Source organism: Mycobacterium sp. (genome assembly GCF_004298145.1).
Taxonomy (GTDB): Bacteria; Actinomycetota; Actinomycetes; order Mycobacteriales; family Mycobacteriaceae; genus Mycobacterium.
Genome location: NZ_SCRH01000047.1, coordinates 202,921 through 222,202, shown reverse-complemented (window position 1 = coordinate 222,202; position 19,282 = coordinate 202,921). Strand labels below are relative to the sequence as shown.

Genomic DNA, 19,282 nt, shown 5'->3' with positions numbered 1-19,282 from the left:
TCCCTCCTATACCGCGGATGGTGTTTCATCGATGATGCGAATGGTGCCCGCCCTGCCGTCGACCTCGACGAGTTGGCCGTTTCTGAGACGTTGAGTCGCGGTCACGGTGTTGACCACCGCGGGCACACCGAATTCTCGGGCGACGATCGCCGCGTGCGACATCATGCCCCCGACGTTGGTGACCACCGCGGCGGCGCAACCGAAGAAGGGGGTCCACCCGGTGTCGGTGACGTTGGCAACCAGGATTTCCCCGGGCTCGAAGTCGTCATCCGCGTCCACCATGATGCGGACCCTCCCCTGCGCCAATCCGGGCGAGACGGCGAGCCCGTTGAGCACTTCGGCGCCGTCGACGGCGGTGTCGTCGGGCGGGCTCCACGGCTGGCGGAAGTGAATCGGGAAGTTCAGCGCGGCCAGTCGCTTTCGTTCGTCGCGACGCCGCGCCACGCGTTCCGTGGAATCCGCGGGCGGATAGTAGATTTCGTCCACCGACAGGTAGTGAACGTCGGTCGTCGCCTCGAGCGTTCCCCGCTCGGCCAGCCGGCGCCCCCATTCCCGCAGGGCGAGTCGCAGCTCATAGGTGATGCGCATACAGACGTCGCGTCCGCGTTCCCGTCGCGCAATCGCGCTGACTGCGGTGCGAACCAATGAGCGCCCCAACGGCGTTCGCGCGCGTACGGCGGGAGGCGCATGTCCGGTGTGGATGCTGCCCATCACCGAGCGCAGCAGCAGTTCGGGTGCGTCGGCGTAGACGGGGTTGCTCAGTTCCGTCTCGCCGGGTCCACGATGTCCGCAGTCCGCGACCAGCCGGTCGAACCTGGCGGCGAATAGCGGCGCATCGCTGCGAAGTTTGTCCAGAACCACCTCGCGGGGGCTGTCGTCGATCAACCGGCGCAGCCCGTCATCCGTTGCGACGATCCCGGCGAGTTCGCGCACCCCGGCCAGCAGAGCCGCACTGCGCAGGTTCTGTGTCCCGGCGCGCACGTTCATCGCGACGTCATCGCCGTAGCGCTGTGCGATCAGATTCATGGGAAGGCTGACCATAAACGTGTTCATACAGTTGATATCCCACGCGCGCACCACCATGTCGGTAATCAGCTCGATGCGAGCGAGCAACTTGTGATCGGTGAGGCCTTGCAGGTCGGGTCGGCCGGCGACCAACCGCTCGGTCCGGCGTTCCATGTCGGACACCTCGTGTCCGAGACCGGAGATCTGGGGTCCACCCTTAAATGCCGCTTTGCCCGCGGCGACAACGTCGGCGGCCGTCATCCGTGGCGCGCGGTATCCATCCGGCAAGGGGGTGCCGTTCATCTGGTGCTCGAAGCTCTCCGGGGTCTGGCCCGGAATGGCTTTTGCGAGTTCCTTCATCACCGTCATGTTGTTGTAGAGCCGATGGCCAATCGTGCCAACCTGTTTGGCACTGACCATGCTCATCAACTCGGGGTCGAGCGGGAAGAGGCTATCGAGAAGATTCGCGGCGCTGAACATGATGCGGGTTGCCAGGCCGAGCGAGAATGGGGTCATCGGCCCCGGAAACGCCTCGGAGAGATTCGCCGCGCTCCACTCGGGCAGGGCCGGATCGCCGGTGACGTTGTCGAATTCACCCGTGTATTCGGACGGCACGATCCGCACCGCGCTGCCGTCTGACCCCGTGGTGTCGCGCGGAAAGACGACCGGCTCGGCCAAGCGGACGGGCTTGCGCACCGAGCGGGTGCCGACTGTCCATTTGCTCGACGACCAGTCCGTCATGTCGGCGACGGCCTCGGCCGAGCTGAAAGCGCAGGAGAACCCGAACTCCTCGTGCAACTTGCGGGTGTCACCCAGCGGGTAGTGCATGAACAGCTCGATGAGGTCGGGCACCGACTGGTAGTTGCGCGCCTTGCCGATCGCGCCGGCCAGCGCCCGGGAGAACCGCGCACCGGAATTCAGCACCGGCCTTCCCACGATCCGGGCCATCTCACTGAAGGTCAGGGTGTCATCCGCGTTGAGATTGACGGTGCCGGTCGGCCCGCCCAACGCCGCCGACGCGCAGAACCGCCCGACGTCGTCGACGTGGACCAGCTGCATGCGTGCCTCGCGGCCGGGTGTGACAACCACCGGTTGGCGGAAGATGCTGGCCGGCGCACTCCACGCCGAGCGCCCGACGATCACGGTCGGGCGCACGTTGACCGCCTCCACACCGGACTCGGTGATCATCTTCTCCGCGCGCACCTTGTTGCGTTCGTAGTGGAACGAGGCCGCGGGGCGCGGTGTCTCGTCCTCGGTGAACGGCTGCGGATGGTCCGGGTGGCCGCCGTAGACGGTGATCGACGAGGCGAACACCATCCTGCGGCAGTCGTGGTCAGTCATCCCGCGCAGCAGGTTGGTGGTGCCGCCGATGTCGATGCCCTCGGCGACCTCGGGGCTTTGCATTGCCGAGACCGTCCAGGCGAAATGGACTATCGCGTCGCAATCTGCGACGGCGCGCGACACGCTGTCGGCATCCTGGATGTCGGCGGCTACGTAGGTCACGCCTGGGATCGGTACCGCGGGCGTGCGCCGCGCCAAGACCACGACATCGGCGCCCATCCGGCGCAGCCATTTGACCGTCGCGGCGCCGGCGGCGCCGGTGCCTCCGGTAACCAGAACTCGTCCCGACATCTCACCTTCACAGGTCTCAAACCGATTACTTAACTATAACCTGGTTAGCTTATTCGACTGTGGCATGGGGCACAAACATGGCGGCTACACCAGTCCACGGTCGGCACATTCGCGCCGGCAGTCGCCCGGCGAGTTGAACAATCGAGCGATAAGACCCGACGCCACGGCTCCAGCGACGTTCTCTGCGGAGTCGTCGAAGTACAGCAATCCGTCTGGCCGGCAACCGATGCGCTCGGCCGTGAGTGCGAAGATCGCCGGATCGGGTTTTCGCATGCCGACCTCCGAAGAATCCACGATCGCTGCGAAACTTTCGATCGGCAGCACACCGCTGGTCCACCACGATCGTGCCTCTTTCGCATTGTTGGTGAGCACACCGACCTTCACTCCACCCCTTACCAGGTCGTGCACCAACGCAACCATCTCGGGACGCACCTGCTGGCCGGCGGCCAGGCAGGCGCCCAGACGATGAATGTCGACGCGGGTGCCCAGCCGCACCTCGACATCCCGGCAGACGAACTTGAGGAAATCGCGTATCGAGCAGTCACCGGTTTCCACTTCGGCGAACTTCGGACCGCGCAGGTGGTCGACGAACGTGTCCGCCGGTATGCCCAACTCGACGGCATAGTCACGACAGGCCTGGAAGGGATCGACGGTCAGCACTCCGCCCATGTCGAAGACAACAGCTTTGATGGGCCCACGCATTCGCGACTGCACCATTCACCGAGGGGCGTTGGTCTGCGCGGCCTTGATGCGTTCGACCGCCTGCATCAAGTCCTCCAAGCGTTTGCGTTCGGCAGCCAGGTTGGTCCCAGGCACGGTCGCCGTACTACCCTCTGCCAGAACCTCTTCCGCGTGCCGGATACGCTCTCGTGTGGCGCTGATCTCTCCGATGAGGCGATCCGATGCCTCGATGACGGTCAGCAGATCTTCGTCATCCCAGTCCGAGGTACCGAGCATGACTTCGGGTGGGATCGGTTCTATCGAGTCGCGGCTCATTTCTCGGCGCGGGGGAAATTGAATACCCGCCGTGCGTTGAGTTCGACGATCTTGTGGACGTCTGCGTCCGGGATCTTCATGAACACTTCTTCGGCGACCTTGCGGCTGTTGGGCCAATTGGAATCGGAGTGCGGGTAGTCGCACTCCCACAAGATGTTGTCCATGCCGACCTCGTCGCGGGCTTCCAGTCCGTGATGGTCTTCGATGAAGCACGAATAGATGTGGTCGTAATACAGCTCCGACGGCCGGCGTTCCTGATTGACGTTCTGGTAGAAGCGGTGCCGCTCCCACACGTAGTCCGCTCGCTCGAGCATGAAGGGCACCCAGCCGATGCCGCCCTCGGACAATGCCACCTTCAGCTTGGGATGACGGTGGAATACCGGCGAAAACAGCAGGTCGGACAGGGCGTACATGGAGTTGCAGCTGAACAACGAGATACTGACCGCGAGGGGCCCGTCCGGCGACGGCCGGGGAGATTGGCCCGACGTGCCGAAGTGCAACGACAGGGGCATGTCGTATTCCTCGGCGACGCTGAACAGCGGGTCCCAGTGGTCGGTGTGAATCGATGGCAGACCGAGCGGATACGGATTCTCAGGGAACGCAATGGTTTTCGCGCCCTTGGCAAAGGTCCGGTGCACCTCGGCGACAGCGCGATCGACGTCCCACAACGGCAGGATGACCAGTGGGATGTATCGGCGGGGTGCCGCCGCGCACCACTCGTCGAGAATGAAATCGTTGAACGCCGTCACCGACGCAAGCGCCACCTCACGGTCAGCGCCCTCCAGGAACACGGTGCCCGCGAACCGGGGAAAGGAAGGGAAACACAGCGCAGCCTCGACTCCGTCGAGGTCCATGTCGGCCAACCGCTGCACCGGGTCGTAACAGCCGGGCAGCATCTCATCGAAGCGCGAGGGGTCGATACCATACTCTTCGGGCTTCTTGCCGGCTACCGCGTTGAGACCGATCTGCGGGTACGTCTGGCCCTGGTACTCCCACACCTGGCTGGGCGGACCGCCCTTGGCCCGCGGCACCTCCACGATGCGCGGGCCGAGCTCTTGATATTTGGCCGGCAGCCGGTCGGCCCACACCCGAGGGTGCTCGATCAGGTGGTCGTCGACGGAGATCAACTGCATGTGATCCTGCAGCGGCATCGTCACTCCTTTTCGCTAACGTGGTTAGTCTTTTACTTTAATCGGGGCGCGGGTCGGTGGTAGGGACCAACGTCACCAGGTCTGCTCACCCCGGCAATGCCTTCCATCAGGTTACCGACGGCAACCGTCTGGATTTGGTGAATGCCCGTCATGACGGTGCCCCGTTGCCGGGGAGCAGCACCGTTGCGGCGGCCGATACCGCGACAACGCCGTCGAGGCGGCCAACGGTCAATTCCAATTCGGCAGTGTGCCCGTCCTCGGTCGGCGTCACGGTGGACACGGTGCCCCGGCACACCAACTCGTCGCCGGGCCAGACTTGCTCGGCGAATCTGACCGACAGCCGTCGCACACTTTCCGGACCGAACAGCTCCACGCAGTAGGTGCCCAGGTACCCGGCCTGCAGCATGCCAACACTGAAAATGCCTGGCATACCAGCTGATCGCGCGAACTCGTCATCGTGATGAATAGGGTTGAAGTCGCCGCTGGCGCCCTGATAGCGGACGATATCGGTGCGGGTCTGCGGCCCGAACCGCCGCTCGGGCAAGGCGGTTCCGGCCGCTAAGTCGTCCGGTGAAAGTCGACGACTCATGACGCCGCCCTCTCGATGACGGTCGCGCGGCTTTCGGCGGCCACCGAGCCGTCGGGCCGCAGGAACCGGGTAAGTACCACGATCAACGTCATCTGGCCGCCCCGGCCACTTTGCTTGTCGGTCACCGATTCCACCGAGGTCTCGGCGTGCAACGTGTCGCCGGCCTGCGGCAACTTGCCGATGAAGCTGTATTCCTGGCCGCCCTGCAACACCCGGCTCAGATTCAGGCCCAGCAGCGTGGCGAGCGAGGGATCTTGCGGCTCCCAGTGCATGGACGTGGCCAAAAACGTCGGCGGCACAGGAGGATTCGGTCCTTGATACACGGAGTCCACGGCACCGGTCGCGACGGCAAATTCGCGGATCTTGCCACGCTCAATGGGCATATCGTAGGCCAACAACACGTGGCCGATCAGCCGGTGCGCCGGATGGGCGGTTGACGCACTCACTGGACCGGCCGGCGTCCGGTCATGTCGGCGTTGGGCGCCGCCTTGGCGAGCAGGTCGGGCAGCACTGCATCGAGACGCTGCGTCGTCCAGCGCTCGTCGCTGTGCACCTCGGGCCCGTAGGCCCACCCTTCCACGACGGCAATGGTGCCACCGATCACGGCCAGCACACGGCCCGTCACGTCGCGAGCCGCGGGGCCGGCCAACCACAGCACCACCGGCGATACGCCGTCGGGCGACAAGTCGACGGTCTGGGCCATCTCATGCACGACCGGCAGATCGTCGGTGAGTCGGGTCAGCGCGGTGGGAGCGACGGCATTGACCGTGACACCGTAACGCTGCAATTCCATCGCCGCGATCACGGTGAAACCGGCGATACCCGCCTTCGCCGCACCGTAGTTGGTCTGCCCGGGGCTACCGAAGAGGCCCGATGGAGAGGTGGTGTTGATGACCCGGGCGCCGTTGGGCAGGCCGTCCTTGGCGCGCTGGCGCCAGTATTCGGCCGCGTGCCGGGTGGGACAGAACGTGCCTTTGAGGTGCACGCCGATTACCGCATCCCATTCCGCCTCGGACATCGAAGTCAGCATCCGGTCGCGCAGGATGCCGGCATTGTTGACCAGAACGTCCAACCCGCCGAAAGTGTCCACGGCTTGATCGATCAACGCTTTGGCGCCGTCCCACGAGCTGATGTCGTCGGTGTTGGCGACCGCCCGTCCACCGGCCTCGGTGATCTCGTCAACAACCCGTTGCGCCGTCCCGGTGGAACCGCCGCTCCCGTCGCGCCCACCGCCCAGGTCATTGACCACCACGGCCGCGCCGGCCGCCGCGAACGCGAGCGCGTGCGCGCGACCCAAGCCGTTGCCCGCTCCCGTAACCACCGCAACTCGGTCGCCGAAATGCTTCTGCCCCAATGTACTTCGAACCTCCTTGAAACCGCGCTAATTCGATTGCGCAGCAATGCCTTCGAATCGTTCGCGGACTTTCCCGCGCAGCACCTTCATAGCCGCGTTGCGCGGAATCGATTCGGTGGTCGACACCGTCACCGGCGCTTTGTATGCGGGAAGCCTGGATTTGACCCAGGCGACCAGCTCATCGGGACTCACCCCACCCTGGGCGACGACGACCGCGACGGGCACCTGGCCGAGTCGCTCGTCGGGAATCCCGAACGCGACCGCCTCGCGCACCTGCGGATGCCCTTCCAGGCAGTCCTCGATCTCGGCCGGAAAAACCTTGAATCCGCCGCGGTTGATCACATCGTCGGCACGTCCGCGGATCCAGACGAAGCCGTCCTGGTCGATACTGCCCAGATCATTGGTGCGGACCCATTCGCCGTCTCCGCCGGCAGCCTGCGCGGAGCGCACCCGCACGATGCCGTGTTGGCCTGAGGCCAGCTCCTCATGCGTTTCGGGGTCGATGATGGAGATCTCGACGCCGGGGTGGGCGCGGCCCACGCTGCCGCGTTTGGTGTCCTTCCACTGCCGCCAGTCCCGCAGCGACCATCCGGTGATCCCACCGGTGAACTCGGTCGCCCCATAGCTGACCAGCACCGGGCATCCGTACGCCTTTTCGAAGGCGTCGGCCAGATCGGAGCCAACCGGCGCGGCGCCGGCCCAGACCGCTTTGAGGCTCGACAACCTCTTCGGGTCCACGCCCGCGTCGAGGATCATCCGCAGGGCCGCGGGGGGCACCGACACCGAACGCGGCCGGTATTGTGCCACAGCCTGCGACCACGCTTCGGTCTCGAACCTGTCCTGCAACAGGATTCGTCCGCCACCACTGAGCGCGGTGACCAAGGCCCACAGACCGCTGATGTTGGTCGGCGGCAGGGCACAGATCTGCACCCCCGCCCCGCGAACGCTGCCGACACGCGCGCTGCCGTTCATGTAGTGTTCTTGCGCACCGCGCAGAGCCTGCTCGATTTCGTTGTAGCGCAACGGTATCCGCTTGGGCGGACCGGTAGTCCCGCTGGTGGGCATGAGGATCGCGACGTCGGCTTCGGCCGTGGCGTGTTCGACGCCCGGGGCCCGCTCGTTGACCATCCGCACCGCGTCGTCGGCGCCGAAGTCGATCGAGATCCCGAGCGCGCCCGTCTCAGCCACAGCCGTCCCGACGGCCGCCCGACGCCAATCCTCCGGGTCGGCAAGCACGGCCGGCGGCCGCAGCGAACCGATGTCGTTCCCGACGGTGGCGTCCGGCATCGCCGGGTTGAGCACGATCAGCGGCCGGCGACTGGCAAGCAGAACGGCCAGGGCGGCGACCGGCCCAGGGCGGTTGCGCATGAACACGCCGACGGGACAACCGGGCCCGATGCCGTGGGCTGACAGCGTCGCATCGATCTGCTCAGCGACCGCGCAGAACTCGTCGTGGCTGCGCCACGACTCGCCGTAGCAGAGCAACGGCTCCTCGCCGCGGGCGGAAATCCTCGCCCGCATCTGGTCCGGAAGATCCATTCGTCACCTTTACTGGCACGCGCCGCGGTTGTCGATGCTCAATTGACTAACCAGGTTATATTAACAGACGGGTCGGCCTGGCTACGACGGGCCGACCGTCAGGTGATGGCGCCCTCGACCTTCATCTCCACCAGCTGGTCCCAGTCATATCCGAGGTCGAGCAGCACCCGATCGGTGTCGGCGCCCAGCTCCGGCGCCGGACTCGGACTCGGTCGGTAATCGTTGAATTGCACCGGCGGCATCGCCACGGTCAGCACGGCGTCGCCGTCGACGTCCAAGGACCCGACGTACCCGTTGGCGAGAACCTGTGGATCGCAGCGGGTTTCCTGCGGCGACTGGACGATTGCCCAGACGCCCCGCTGCCGGCCGAGCATCTCTCGCCATTCGTCCGCGGTGCGGGCCGCGAAGATGGCGTCCAGTTCGGCGATGCACGCCTTGCTGTTGGCGCTGCGGGCCGCGCCGTCGGCGAAGCGCGAATCGGTGGCCAAGTCCGCTCGCCCGATGAGTTCCATCAGCGGAGCCCAGAATCGGTCCGATTCCAGCATGACGAGTGCGACGAACCGCCCGTCGCTAGTCCGGTAGGTGTTGGTGATCGGGTTATGCGCCGACTGGTGGTCGCTGCGCGGCATGGCGTCGATGTCGAACAACGACGACGCGGCGATGTGTGGAGCGGTGCCCCACACCGAGGCGCCGAGCAGGCTGACGTCGACAACCTGAGCGGTGCCGGTGCGTTCGCGGGCGAACAGGGCAGCGGTGACACCGCCCGCGGCGTACAAGCCGGACTGCAGATCGCCGAACGCCGAGCCGGGCATCGGCGGCGGGTACTCGGCGTCTTCCGGGGTGCTGACATAGGCCACGCCGCCGCGCGACCAGTAGGACGCCAGATCGAAGCCACCGGTGTCGGCCTCGTCGCCGTGCGGGCCCAGCCCGCTCCCGCGTGCGTAGACCAGCCGGGGGTTGACCTTCGTGAGGTCCTCGACGTCGACGCGCAGTTTGCGTCGCACCGGGGCCAGATAGTTGGTCAGGAACACGTCGGCGGTGGCCACCAGCCGATACAACGCCTCCCGGCCGGTCTCGCTGGTCAGATCGATCCCAACGCTCGCCTTGTTGCGGCTGAACGTCTGGAACATATAGCTGACCGGCTGTTGGCCGGGCGGCGTCAGTGCCGCGCTGACCAGCCCGCGCATCGGATCGCCGTGCGATGGGTGCTCCACCTTGATCACCTCGGCGCCCCAGTCGGCGAGCGCGACGCCCGCCGACGGAATGAAGCCCCACGTCGCGAGTTCGATGACGCGGACGCCGTCCAATACCCCAGGCATCTCGGTGGCCTCTCCTTCGTACGACAGCGTGGTGACAATAGACTAACCAAGTAATAGGATTCTGGTTCGCGGTCCCCCGGATTGGCCGCGTTCGGTTAACCAAGGCGATCGAGAGGGTGTGCCATGGGACGAGTGGCGGGAAAGGTAGCGCTGATCACCGGCGCCGCGCGGGGGCAGGGCCGCCACCATGCGATCCGCCTGGCCGAGGAGGGCGCCGACGTCATCCTCATCGACATCTGCGCGGACATCCCCGGCGTCGGCTACTCGATGGCCACAGCCGAAGACCTCGACGAGACCGTGCGGCTGGTCGAGAAGTTCGACCAGCGTGCTGTCGCGGTCGTCGCTGACGTGCGCGACCGGCCGTCGCTGCACAACGCTGTAGCCCCGGCCGTCGACGGCTTCGGCCGGCTCGACATCGTGGTCGCCAACGCAGGCATCTGTCCCATCGGCCCCGACTACCCGGTATCGGCGTTCGCCGACGCGGTCGACGTCGACCTGATCGGTGTGCTCAACACGATCCACGTCGCGCTGCCCTGGGTGCCCGCGGGAGGGTCCATCATCGCGACCGGATCGGTGGCGGCCATGCTGCCCAACGCGGTGAACAACCCGGGCAACGGCCCGGGCGGAGCAGGCTACGGTCTGGCCAAGCAGTTCATCAGCCAGTATGTGGTGGTCCTCGCCAGGCAGGTTGCTGCTCAAGGCATTCGCGTCAACGCGGTCCACCCGACGAACTGCAACACCGACATGCTGCACAGCCCGCCGATGTACAAGGCCTTCCGCAAAGACCTGAGCGAGCCGACCCGGTCCGACGTCGAAGACGCGTTCCCGCGGATGCAGTCGATGCCGATCCCCTACGTCGAACCCGACGACGTCGCGCACGCCATCGTGTTTCTCGCGTCGGACGAGTCCCGTTACGTCACCGGGTTGCAACTGGCCGTCGACGGCGGTGCACTGCTGAAGATCTGAACCTCTCGCGGCCTTATCCGTTCGATCGGTCGACGAGCCGCCCGTACAGAATCTGCTGGACGAAATCGGTCAGCTGGCGCACCGTGGCCGGATCAAGTTCGTCGGTTTCGTCAAGCCGCCACGACGATGCCAGCGCATAGACCATCACCGCTCCGCCCAGCGCCTCGATCACGGCCGCCGACGACGCGTCGACATGGATCTCGCCGTTTCGACGGGCCCGCTCGAGCACGCCGACCGCTTGCTCGATCTGTGGCTCGACTACACGCTTTCGGTATTCCTGCAGTACTTCCGGATACCGGCCGCCGTCGACGTGGACCCTCAGATTGGCATTCCCGATACCACTGGCGAAATACCTGAACGCATCGCACGCGTACGCGACCAGGGCGTCCTCGATCGGTCGATCATCGGCAAGTCCAGGAACCACTTGATCCGACAACGCATCCAGCAGCAGCGACTGCGCATCGGAATAGCGTCGGTAGACCGCGTCCTTGCTGACAGCGGCGGCTTTGGCAACGCCCTCGAAGTGAAACCCGGCCCAGCCCTCGCGACCGTACAGTGCGCGAGCCGCGTGCCTGAGCCTGTCGTCGATCGTCGGGTCTCGTCGGCGCCCAGCCCCAGGCTTGCGGGACGGCCCCACGCGCACAGCCTGTTTCGCCGACGGACCGGCTCCGTTTGCACCCATCGACGTCCTCTCGTTCGTCGAAGTCTAAACGTTTCGCGCCATGCAATATGCGCTACCCTATTGCCGACGTTTCGCGTCGGTATTATGCTAGCGCCAGATCACACAAAATGCATCGGCGTGAAGGGGACCACATTTTTTTCGCACTGACGCAGGCCTTTAGCGGTCCCCCCGCAGCGCTTTCTGGCACGAGGGAGAGCCGCTGATGGCGTGCTGTGTACTGGTGGCCGCCCTGGTCGGCGCGGCGTTCCGGAAGATTCCCACCCGGCGTCAACCGAAATCGCCGGTGCAGGTGGCGCGGTGGTCGCCGCCCACAATGAGCACTAGCGAAACAGCCTCGTGAGTAAGTGAAGTCGCGGCGCAGCCAAGGAGTGAGCTGAGTATGTCAACGTCGACAGTCGAGCGAGATGACGACCTCAAGCTCGGATACGAGCTCACGGTTCCCGATGCACCGAACGGCCCCGCCGTGCGGGCACTGCTGCGACGAACGGGAATCGCCGCGACGATCGGGGCAGCTGTTGCCGTCGGGGTATCGATCTTCAGCAGGCGGCCCGGCGCTCGCGCGTTGGCCCTGGGTGCCTTGGCGCCCGGCGCCGGCTACATCTTCACCCGCAGCCCGCTACGGTTCCTGGCGACGCTGGGGGGCTTCGCGGCTTCGTTGGTGGCGTGGTTCGGCAGCGGAAACATCGTGCTGCCGCCGCTCCTCTGGGTGGCCACGGCGTTCAATGCGCGCAAGCAGGCCGCCCGCGGGCGCAAGACGTGGAATGGTGCCCGAGTGGCGGTGCCCGGGGCGCTGCTCGGCGTGGCCGTGGCGGGCACCCTGGGTCGGCACCGCGCCTTCCGCGCCGCACAGGATCGCGGCCGCACCCGGGCCCAGTACCTGACAACCGTCCCGCGAATCGACCCACAACCCAAAGACGCGGTGCACGACGAACTTTCGGTTCAAGATATGGCGACCTTGCGGTCGCTGTTCGATCGGGCGCTGCAACCACTCGACAAGTTCGACGGCTTCACCAAGGTGGACCAGTTCCAGACCTCGGCGATCCGCTACCAGCTGAACTTCATGCAGTGGGCACTGGCGATGGCTCAATTGCACTACACCCCATCGTTTCACGGCTACCTGTCCGCCGCTCAGCGCAACCTGATCGACAAGCTGACCCTACCGCCGATCTGGCGCTACTGGGCTTTTGAGCAGACCTGGGGCAACCTCAGCCTCGACTGGGACCCGATGAAACGCGACAACATCATGCTGTCGGGCTACCTCGGAACGATGCTGGGCGCGTACGAATCCAACACCGGGGACGACCGCTACCGTCACAGTGGCGCGTTACCCTTCCGGCTCGGCAAGCGCACCTGGCCGTACACCCACGACATGGTCGCGACGGCGGTACACGACAACATGCAACGGTCCGGGATGACGTTGTTTCCCTGTGAGCCGAACTGGATTTACAGCGCCTGCAACATGACCGGCATCAATACTCTGGCGATGTCGGACCGATTGCACGGCACCCGTTTCATCGAATCGATGGGCGAGGATTTCCGGCGCCGGCTGCACGAGGAGTTCATCACGCCGGACGGGCGGGTCACCGCCATCCGATCCGCGCGGCTTGGCATCACCATTCCGATGCTCACCTCCACGATGGCCGACTGCGGCCTGGCCAGCATGCTGCACGCCTTCGACCCTGAACTCGCGCAACGTTGTTGGGCGATCGTGCGCCGTGAATTCATCGACACCTCCGGGCCCGAGCCGACCATCGTGCTGCGGGGCTGGGACGCCATCGACACGGGCAACTACCGCAAGACGCACTTGGGCGCGTTCGCGCCCGTGATGTGGGCGGCCGCCGAGATGGGCGACACCGAGCTCTACGACGTGCTGGCGACCTCCCTCGATCGGCAGATGGCGCCCACCGAAAGCAACGGCACCCGTTGGTATGACGAGTTGTCCACGAACATGAACGCGATGTTGGCGCTCGCCCGGTTCAACCCGCCCGGCGGTCACCGCGCACTGATCAGCGACGGCCCCGGCGAGGCGGTATTGCATGGCCCCGTCTTGGATGGAGCGTGCTATCCGCAAGTGCTTGTCACCTCGACCCGCACCGACGGCAGCGACCTTCGCCTGGTCCTGCACCCGGGTGAAGGGCCGACCCGCGCCGAGCTCGGAGTGGAGCGCCTGGTCCCGCGCCGGGGCTACCGCCTACGCGGCGCGCGCGACGGAGAACTAACCGCAGATGATTTGGGCCGCTTGACCGTTCCCGTCGAGCTGGCAGGGCGAACCGAAGTTTCGCTCACCCCGATGTCGTAATCACGCATACAGCGACGAGAAAGAGAGACACTGACATATGAAGAAGGTCCTCGTGACCGGCGCCGGCTCCGGCATCGGCAAAGAATTCACCAAGCTGTACCTCGAGGACGGTTCGCGTGTGCTCGCGGTCAGCCTGGTCCAGGCTGAACTCGACCAGCTGAGCAACGACTTCGCCTTCGGCGCCGCACGCCTGGAGACCCTGCAGATGGACCTCGCCAAGCCGGATGCGGCCGAGGCGTTGCTGCGGTGGTGTCAGGAGAACGACTGGTTCCCCGACATCCTGATCAACAACGCCGGCTTCGCCTGCTTCGGTGACGCGGTTGACCTGGCCCCGGAACGCGTGGCGAACATGTTGGAGCTCAATGTGATCACGTTGACCATGACCTCGATGCTGTTCGGCCGGCAGATGAAGGAGCGCCGCCGGGGCGCCATCCTCAACGTCGGTTCGACGGCGGGGATGGTTCCCTCGGTGCGCTTCGCCTCTTACGGAGGCAGTAAGTCATACGTCAACACGTTCACGTATGCGCTGGCCGCCGAACTGAAGCCCTATGGCGTCACCGTCACGTGCTTAACTCCTGGCGCGACTCAGACCAAATTCGCGGAGGCCGGTGGTATCGACGTATTCGGCGAAAAGTCGATGTTGCACAACATGTTTGAAAAGAAGAAGGCCGGTTCGCCCGAAGTCGTCGCCCGAGCGGGATACGACGCGCTGGCCGCCGGAAAGCGGCAGGCCCTGGTAGGCAAGGGAGCCAAACTGGCCGCCGTCCTGTCACGAGCGGTGTCACAGAAGAATCTACCGTCGCTGGTCAAGAATCCCTGATGCAGACACACACGGCCGACCCGGCGACGGCGGACATCCGCCGGCCGTCGCCGGGCCTCTGGCTCGCAGCAAGTGCCGAGATCGCGGTCGCGCTCGTAGTCGCGACGATACTTTTCAGTAGTCGCCATGCGTCACCGCCGATGAGTCACTCCGACATGGCGAGCATGCCGGACATGAGCCCGAAGCCGGTGCAAATCCATTGGCAGGCGACGACACTTATTTTCGCCGCACTCACCGTGGCGGCGCTGATCTGGTGGCTGGCGACCCGGGCGCGCATCCCCGCAGTCGTTGCCGCGGTCGGGCTCATTGCGGTCGGCGCGTCCGGAGAAGTGCGCGCCATGTCCGTGCAGTCCCACCTCGTGGCGATGGCGGCGCTCGAGGCCCTGCTGGTGGCCGCGCCGCTGTTATTCATTGGCGCGCTGCGACCGCGGCAGTCGTCCGCTGCCGTTTCGCGGTCGGCACTGTGGATGGCCCCCGTCATCTTGGCCGTCGCCCTCAATTCGACGCTCCTGATTGCCCTACATGTGCCTGCGGTCCATGACCGAGGCATGGACCTGGCCGCGGTTCCCCTTTGGCTTGCGCCCCTGGTCGTATCGGTCGGGCTGGTCTTCTGGGCCACCATATTGCTGACCACCCGACATGTCGACCCGCGGGTGCGTCGCTGCGCGATGATCGTCGGGCAGGAAGTCGCGGCGATCCTCGGCCTGGCCGTCCTGATCCGGCCCTTTCCTTATATGCACCACGCCAACCCGTTCGGGCTGTCGTCGGCCGTCGACCAGCGTCTGGGCGGCATCCTGATGTTTGCCGCCTGCGCCGCAGCAGCGATGCCCCTCGCTAAACGTATTGCTCCACAAGAACACCGAACGGAAGACCATGTCCACTGATCTAGAAAATGTCGTGCCGTCGGTCGACGGTGACCGGTCCCTCGAGTTGAGATCCCTCCTGGATGCGCAGCGGTCCGACTTCCTCCGTGCCGGAGAGCCATCCGTGGCGCTGCGGCGCGACCGGATCGACCGGCTGATCCTGCTCCTCACCGAGGGGGCCGACGACTTCTCGGCGGCGCTCAACGCCGACTTCGGAAATCGACCCCACGCAATCAACCTCATGTCGGAAGTCGTGGGAATCCTGCCTGATCTGCTTGCGACCCGCCGCAATCTGAAGTCGTGGATGCGACCGCAGAAGCTGCGGTCCACCGGCCTGCTCGGGGTGCCGACCGTGGTCGACAAGAAGCCGCTGGGCGTGGTGGGCATCATCGGGCCGTGGAACTTCCCGGTTGGCCTGGTCGTTCAGCCCGCTGCGTCGGCACTGGCCGCAGGCAACCGCGTGATGATCAAGTTCTCCGAGGTCACCTCGCGCACCGCGGAGCTGTTCGCCGCCAAGGCGGCCAAGTATTTTGACTCGACCGAGTTGACCGTCGTCACCGGTGGCGCCGATGTCGGCGCTGCGTTCAGCGCGCTGCCCTTCGATCACCTGTTCTTCACCGGATCGCCCAGCGTGGGTGCGCTGGTAGCCGCGGTAGCGGGCAAAAACCTCGTCCCCGTCACCCTCGAACTGGGGGGCAAGAATCCCGCGGTGGTCGCCCCCGACGCCGATGTCAGGGCGATGGCGCGGCGCATCATCGCGGCGCGGTTGACCAACGGCGGCCAGCTCTGCCTCTGCCCCGACTACGCCTTCGTGCCTCGCGACCGGGTCGACGACTTCGTCGACGCGGCGCTCGAACAGGGCAAGATCGCTGCCGCGAACGAGGGCGAAGCGGGCATGGTCACCATCGTGGACGACAAGAACTTCCGGCGGGTGACCGGTTTGATCGAAGATGCGCGCTCGCACGGAGCCACGCTCTATGACACCGGTACCGCAACGGATTCGGCGCGCCGGCGCATTCCGCCGACCATCGCCGTGGGCGTCAACGACAACATGCGCATCACCCGGGAAGAGGTCTTCGGACCAGTGTTGTCGGTCCTGCCCTACGACACCATCGGCGAGGTGTGTGATTACGTCGCGGCACGACCCTCGCCGTTGGCCGCGTACTGGTATGGGCCGCCCGAATCCGGGCTCGACGAATTCCGCAAGAGAACGCAGAGCGGCGGCATGACGATCAACGACTTCGCCGTGCATTGCGCGATGATGGCCGCCCCCTTCGGTGGGGTGGGACACAGCGGCTCGGGCGCCTATCACGGCAAGACGGGCTTCGACACCTTCACGCACCACCGCACGGTGACGACGAGCAAGCTCCCGTTCAGCATGGCCAGTCTGTTGACACCGCCCTACTCGCCGCTTTTGAAGCGCGGCCTGCCGGCCTACGTCGGTTGGCAACGCCGAGCGGCGTCCCGCCGATTGGCGCGTGGCGGCGGGGCGAGGGCGTAAGCCGACTCGACATGGCGTGTTGCGTGTTGGTGGCGGCGATATTCACTCGGATCAACGAGTGGCTTCGTCGGTCGCGCGACCGTAAACGTGGGCAGGGCAGCGCATCACGTAGAGAAATACCCGAAATAGCGGAGACCTCATGAGTTTGTTGAGCGATAATTCGATCCGGGAGTCCGGCCTGGATTCTTATGAACTGCCGCAGCGTTCGCGCTTCAACGGCCCGGTTACCTCGCGCCGGTTGCGGCGCAGCATGCTGGGATACACCGTCATCGCGCTCGTAGGATTGCTTCCGGCGGCGGTTGGGTTGTCCGCGTCGTGGCAGGCTCTGGGTCTCGGTTTCCTGCTCCCCGGCGGTGGGTTCCTCGTCTTCGGCTGGTGGGCAGTGCTGGGTATCGCCGCGACGCTGGCCGTCCTGACGATCGCCTTTGTGCTGTGGTTCGCCACCGGGAACGTGGTCGCGCCCCTGCTGACATGGCTGACGGCTGCGTTGGTGGCGGCCGTGATGGCTGTCGGTCGCCCCGTTCCGTCGCCTCGATTCGCACCCGCGGCCGCGGCATTGGCGATCGTCGGTGCCGTCGCGCTGACCATCGTGGTCGGTCGCGCGATCATGGTGCGCCGCGCACGCCGTTTGCGCGACGAGCGAATGGCGTACCTTCCGACCGAGCTCGCTGCCTTCGAGCGGCGCATTGTGCCCACGGAACCCGGGCCACGCGAGCTCGACGAAACCCAGGCGGGGCATGTCCGTTGGCTGCTCGGCCTCGGGCTGCAGCCCCTGGATCAGTTCGTCGGGTTCGACATCATCGAGCAGTTCCAGCCATCCGCGTTGCGCTACCAACTCAACCACGTGCAATATGCGCTGGCTCAGGTGCAACGCCACTACACGCCGAATTTTCACGGTTATCTCTCGACCGCGCAGGAGCGGCTGATTGAAAAGCTCACACTTCCCAAAGTGTGGAAATACTGGCGGCTCGAACGGCTTTGGGGCCGACTCAGTAACCACTACGATCCGGGCGGGCACGAGAACATCATGCTGACCGGATGGTCGGGCATCTGCCTCAACACCTATCACTCGACTACCGGAAGTGACCGATTCGTGGGTCCCGACGCCCTGGTGTTCGGGCTCGGCAATCCCAGGAAGACGTACCGGCACGACTCCCATTCCTTCCAGGAGTCGCTGATGCGGAACTTCGCTCATTCACCGCAGACTCTGTATGCCTGCGAACCCAATTGGACGTACTCCGCATGCAACATGTACGGCCTGCTCAGTGTGGCATCGCACGACGCGGCGTTCGGAACCCAAGACCTTGGGGCCGTGTCGGAGCCATTCCTGCGCGGTCTGCGTGGCGAGCTCATGACTCCCGCCGGCACATTGGTCGGCTTTCGCTCCGACTACACCGGAATAGGACTTCCGGCCGGCAGTTCGCTGATGTTCTTCCTGGCCGCGGGGTGGGTGGCGCCGGTGTTTCCACAGTTGGCCCGCACGCTGTGGGCGATCGCCTGCCAAGAGATCCTCCAGCTCGGAAAGGGCGGTTTGGCAGACTATCTCGCGAAGCCATTCATGCTCGATTCCGGCAACTATCGCTCCACCGGGCTGCCGGCACGGGCCATGATCCTGTTGGCCGCACGGGAATTCGGGGATATGGGTGTCGCCGACGCCGCGGAGCGCGCCCTCGAGCAGTTCAACCAGCCGGCGGTGGTCGACGGCCAGCGACGGTACGAGTTCGGCTCCACCTACGCTAATGCCCTGGCCGCCCAGGCGCTTTTGACCCGCCCCGGAGACTGGACCCGCCTTATCACCACGCGACCGCCGGCGAGCACGCTGCGCGGACCGCTGTTGAAGAAGGTCCGATTCGACCAGGCGACGGTCGCGCAGGCCACCAGCGGCGGCGCCGACCTGCGCCTGGTCTTGCGGGCCGCCCCGGGACTCGGCCTGGCAGAGGGCGTGAGCCTTGAGCTCGGTCGGCTGCGTCCGCAGTCGGCGTACACGGTGAAGATTGACGGTACCGAGATCCCTTTCAGGAGCGACGAATTGGGCCAGGCCAACATCGACGTTCGGGTTGGACCCCGCACGGAGGCGACGATCGTGCCAGCTGAGAACCGCCAGTGAAACAGTTCTCCGGAGAGGTCTCACTTCGCTCCCCCGCCACGGCCGATTCGCTGTGGACCTTGCTCAGCGACGTCACCCAGATGGGGCGCTGGAGTCCGGAATGCACGGGTGGCCGCTGGCTCGATGGGGCGTCGAAGCCGGCGGTGGGAGCCCGGTTTCGGGGTAACAACCGATGGGGAGTGATGCGCTGGTCCACCACGTGTGAGGTCGTCGCGGCCGAACCGGGTCGGCGTCTGACATTCGATGCGCGGCACTGGAGCGGAGCCACGACACGATGGAGTTTCGAGTTGGTTCCGGACGGCGACGCCACGGTTCTGTGTGAACGGTTCGAAACGGTCGGTACACCGACCGTGGTTCTGTTCCTCGACGGGCTGGCCGGCCGTCCCGACCGGCTGTTGGATTCGATGAAAATGACGCTTCAGCACTTGAGTCAGAAGGCTGAGCTTGGACAACACTGAC

The 19,282-nt window shown here is 65.5% G+C and carries 17 protein-coding genes; 7 read left to right on the top strand and 10 right to left on the bottom strand.

What is annotated here, in order from left to right:
* Positions 1-6 precede the first annotated feature (6 nt).
* From EPN51_RS20800 to EPN51_RS20760, 9 genes are all read right to left on the bottom strand, one after another.
* Positions 7-2,637, bottom strand: coding sequence for an NAD-dependent epimerase/dehydratase family protein (locus EPN51_RS20800; RefSeq protein WP_293046281.1), 2,631 nt, complete (start codon positions 2,635-2,637; stop codon positions 7-9).
* Between the two features lie 84 nt (positions 2,638-2,721).
* Positions 2,722-3,339 carry an HAD family phosphatase gene (locus EPN51_RS20795; RefSeq protein ID WP_293046279.1) on the bottom strand — a complete coding sequence of 206 codons (618 nt, stop codon included), beginning with the start codon at positions 3,337-3,339 and terminating at the stop codon, positions 2,722-2,724.
* Positions 3,340-3,354: 15 nt separating this feature from the next.
* A complete protein-coding gene (locus EPN51_RS20790) occupies positions 3,355-3,633 on the bottom strand; it encodes a hypothetical protein (RefSeq protein ID WP_293046277.1) in 279 nt (92 codons plus the stop codon).
* A complete protein-coding gene (locus EPN51_RS20785; protein WP_293046276.1) occupies positions 3,630-4,784 on the bottom strand; it encodes an amidohydrolase family protein in 1,155 nt (384 codons plus the stop codon). Before EPN51_RS20785 ends, EPN51_RS20790 begins: the two co-directional genes overlap by 4 nt.
* A gap of 148 nt (positions 4,785-4,932) precedes the next feature.
* Entirely contained in the window at positions 4,933-5,373 is a 441-nt protein-coding gene (locus EPN51_RS20780; RefSeq protein WP_293046275.1) for a MaoC/PaaZ C-terminal domain-containing protein, read from the bottom strand.
* Complete coding sequence (locus EPN51_RS20775; protein ID WP_293046273.1) at positions 5,370-5,819, bottom strand: MaoC family dehydratase N-terminal domain-containing protein; 450 nt, start codon at positions 5,817-5,819, stop codon at positions 5,370-5,372. Before EPN51_RS20775 ends, EPN51_RS20780 begins: the two co-directional genes overlap by 4 nt.
* The gene (locus EPN51_RS20770; RefSeq protein ID WP_293046271.1) at positions 5,816-6,727 is read right to left on the bottom strand and encodes an SDR family oxidoreductase; all 912 of its coding nucleotides are present in this window, start codon (positions 6,725-6,727) and stop codon (positions 5,816-5,818) included. Before EPN51_RS20770 ends, EPN51_RS20775 begins: the two co-directional genes overlap by 4 nt.
* A 27-nt stretch (positions 6,728-6,754) precedes the next feature.
* Positions 6,755-8,266 carry a fatty acid--CoA ligase family protein gene (locus EPN51_RS20765; protein ID WP_293046269.1) on the bottom strand — a complete coding sequence of 504 codons (1,512 nt, stop codon included), beginning with the start codon at positions 8,264-8,266 and terminating at the stop codon, positions 6,755-6,757.
* 98 nt (positions 8,267-8,364) lie between these two features.
* Positions 8,365-9,585 carry a CoA transferase gene (locus EPN51_RS20760; protein ID WP_293046267.1) on the bottom strand — a complete coding sequence of 407 codons (1,221 nt, stop codon included), beginning with the start codon at positions 9,583-9,585 and terminating at the stop codon, positions 8,365-8,367.
* Between the two features lie 123 nt (positions 9,586-9,708).
* Here EPN51_RS20760 and EPN51_RS20755 point away from each other — a divergent pair, with 123 nt between their 5' ends.
* On the top strand, positions 9,709-10,551 hold the full coding sequence (locus EPN51_RS20755; protein ID WP_293046265.1) for a mycofactocin-coupled SDR family oxidoreductase: 843 nt from the start codon (positions 9,709-9,711) through the stop codon (positions 10,549-10,551).
* Positions 10,552-10,564: 13 nt separating this feature from the next.
* Here EPN51_RS20755 and EPN51_RS20750 read toward each other — a convergent pair whose 3' ends face one another.
* Positions 10,565-11,233 carry a TetR/AcrR family transcriptional regulator gene (locus EPN51_RS20750; protein ID WP_293046263.1) on the bottom strand — a complete coding sequence of 223 codons (669 nt, stop codon included), beginning with the start codon at positions 11,231-11,233 and terminating at the stop codon, positions 10,565-10,567.
* Positions 11,234-11,612: 379 nt separating this feature from the next.
* Between EPN51_RS20750 and EPN51_RS20745 the strand changes: the two genes are divergently transcribed.
* From EPN51_RS20745 to EPN51_RS20720, 6 genes are all read left to right on the top strand, one after another.
* A complete protein-coding gene (locus tag EPN51_RS20745) occupies positions 11,613-13,532 on the top strand; it encodes a hypothetical protein (protein WP_293046261.1) in 1,920 nt (639 codons plus the stop codon).
* Between the two features lie 37 nt (positions 13,533-13,569).
* Entirely contained in the window at positions 13,570-14,352 is a 783-nt protein-coding gene (locus EPN51_RS20740; RefSeq protein WP_293046259.1) for an SDR family NAD(P)-dependent oxidoreductase, read from the top strand.
* Positions 14,352-15,236: a hypothetical protein gene (locus EPN51_RS20735; protein WP_293046256.1), complete on the top strand. Its 885-nt coding sequence runs from the start codon at positions 14,352-14,354 to the stop codon at positions 15,234-15,236. The genes EPN51_RS20740 and EPN51_RS20735 overlap by 1 nt, the downstream gene beginning before the upstream one ends.
* Positions 15,226-16,716: an aldehyde dehydrogenase family protein gene (locus EPN51_RS20730; RefSeq protein WP_293046253.1), complete on the top strand. Its 1,491-nt coding sequence runs from the start codon at positions 15,226-15,228 to the stop codon at positions 16,714-16,716. The genes EPN51_RS20735 and EPN51_RS20730 overlap by 11 nt, the downstream gene beginning before the upstream one ends.
* Positions 16,717-16,855: 139 nt before the next feature.
* A complete protein-coding gene (locus tag EPN51_RS20725; RefSeq protein WP_293046250.1) occupies positions 16,856-18,823 on the top strand; it encodes a hypothetical protein in 1,968 nt (655 codons plus the stop codon).
* Positions 18,820-19,281 (top strand): SRPBCC family protein, encoded by a 462-nt coding sequence (locus EPN51_RS20720; protein ID WP_293046247.1) that lies wholly within the window; start codon positions 18,820-18,822, stop codon positions 19,279-19,281. Before EPN51_RS20725 ends, EPN51_RS20720 begins: the two co-directional genes overlap by 4 nt.
* Position 19,282: the final 1 nt, after the last annotated feature.